This window comes from Bacteroides timonensis (genome assembly GCF_000513195.1).
In the GTDB taxonomy this organism is placed as follows: Bacteria; Bacteroidota; Bacteroidia; order Bacteroidales; family Bacteroidaceae; genus Bacteroides; species Bacteroides timonensis.
Genome location: NZ_CBVI010000066.1, coordinates 1 through 1799, shown reverse-complemented (window position 1 = coordinate 1799; position 1799 = coordinate 1). Strand labels below are relative to the sequence as shown.

The following is a 1799-nucleotide window of genomic DNA, read 5'->3' as shown; positions in this document are numbered from 1 at the left end:
AGCCAAGACGTTAACTGTTGCCAATAAGCTGGCCGATGGTGAAACAACCGCCCTTGCCAGCTACGCCGCCCTCGTCATTCCGCAGAATATGAAGGGCAAGAAGTTCATAGCTATCACCTTGTCCGACAACAATACCTATTATTATACCCCGGAAAACACCGAAGCCAACCTGCAGAGCGGACAGCAACATACGTATGACATCACCGTGAAGTACGGCTATCTGGAAGTGGGCGTTTCCACTTCTCCCCAATGGTCGCCAGATGGTTCCGAAGAAGTAACCGGCAATGCGCAAACCGTCACCCCCGGCACGGGCGATAGTGGCGGCGGCTGGACACAAGACGGCAACGCTGAAGATGTACTTGGTGAAGAAGACAATAACAATCCCTAATAATCATTTATAAACATCCCAAATATGAAAAAGAATATATTGAATATCTCCTTATTTACGCTGTTGTCCGCTGTTGTTCTGTGCGGTTGCAGCAACGATGACGAACTGACCGTAGCCGCCACCGACGGCACCACGCTTACCGTTACAGCCCGTGCGGACGGCTTCGCCTCCACGGACGGAACTCCGCAAACCGGTACTCCGCAAACCCGCGCTTCGGAAAGCGGTTACACCACCACCTTCGTGAAAGACGACCAAATAGGCGTGTTTGCCGTGAAGAACGGTAGCGTAATTACCGACTGCAAGAACGTGCCGCTCACTTACGACGGTGAGAAGTGGAACGGTAACGTAATCTATAAATATGCCGGTGCAACGTACTTTGCCTACTATCCTTATAGTGAGAGCATGAACGATAAAACAAGCGTTGACGCAATCGTCACAGCCTTCAACAACACCGTAGCCACCGTCACCGACCAAAGCACGTATGCCAACTATACCGCTTGCGACCTGATGACGGCATCAGTTGACGCTGCATCCGTAAACGGCAAGTCCCTCTCTTTCACATTCTCTCACGCGATGTCCTTGATAGAGATTTCCCTTCCGGTGCAGAAGTACAAGACTTCGGAAGCTGCCGATGCTTATGAGTATTCCGCCCCCGTCAGCGCTGTCACGTTCAGCCTCACTCCGAGTGGCGGCGGTGCAGCAACGATTAAACCTTGCCCCATGGACAATGGCGCTTTCCGCTACATCGTCCCCGCAGGTACTTCCGGTGCCACCGTCAGCGGTGCGTTTAATATTGCCGATGGCAAGACCATCGAATACTCAAAAAGCAGCCTTTCCTTGTCCGCCGGCTATTACAAGCGGCTGAATGTGACATACAGCGGCGCTAATACAGCCGTAGTACGTGCTCTTGCCGTAGGTGATTTCTATTATTCGGACGGCAACATCTGCCTCGGCGATGCAAGCAATCCTCCGAGCGAAGGTTGCATCGGTGTAGTCTATTGCGTGGATAACAGCTTTATTACGGAAAAAAGTACCAACAAATCGGAGGGTGGTTTCATTCATGGCCTTGTAGTAGCCTTGAAGGATGCGAGTACTTCTTCTAATTGGGACAATGACAATGCCGGTAGTGCCGCTTCCAATTATGGCAATACAGTAGCTGCCCCTTCCGGCAGTAGCGGTTGGTATCTCCCTAATTTGAATGAATTGAAGTACATTTGCTGGGGAAATAATAGCATTCAGAGTACTAGTGGAAAGAATAATTTGAACACTCAATTTAATAAATTGAGTAGTGGCAGCGCAGACGTTTTCGGCGACGACTTCTATTGGTCGAGTACGGAGAGCAACATCTACAGCGCTTACGGCGTGCACTTCAGCAATGGCTACGCTGATTGGTACGTTAAGTCCCGCAGCC

Annotated in this window: 2 protein-coding genes; both read left to right on the top strand. The window is 50.7% G+C overall.

The annotated features are described in order from the left end of the window. Positions 1–388 (top strand): fimbrillin family protein (locus tag BN161_RS13040; protein WP_044266891.1); only part of this gene is annotated, 388 nt, incomplete at its 5' end. 24 nt (positions 389–412) lie between these two features. Continuing rightward, the coding region (locus BN161_RS13035; protein WP_044266888.1) for a fimbrillin family protein at positions 413–1799 on the top strand (1387 nt) is incomplete at its 3' end.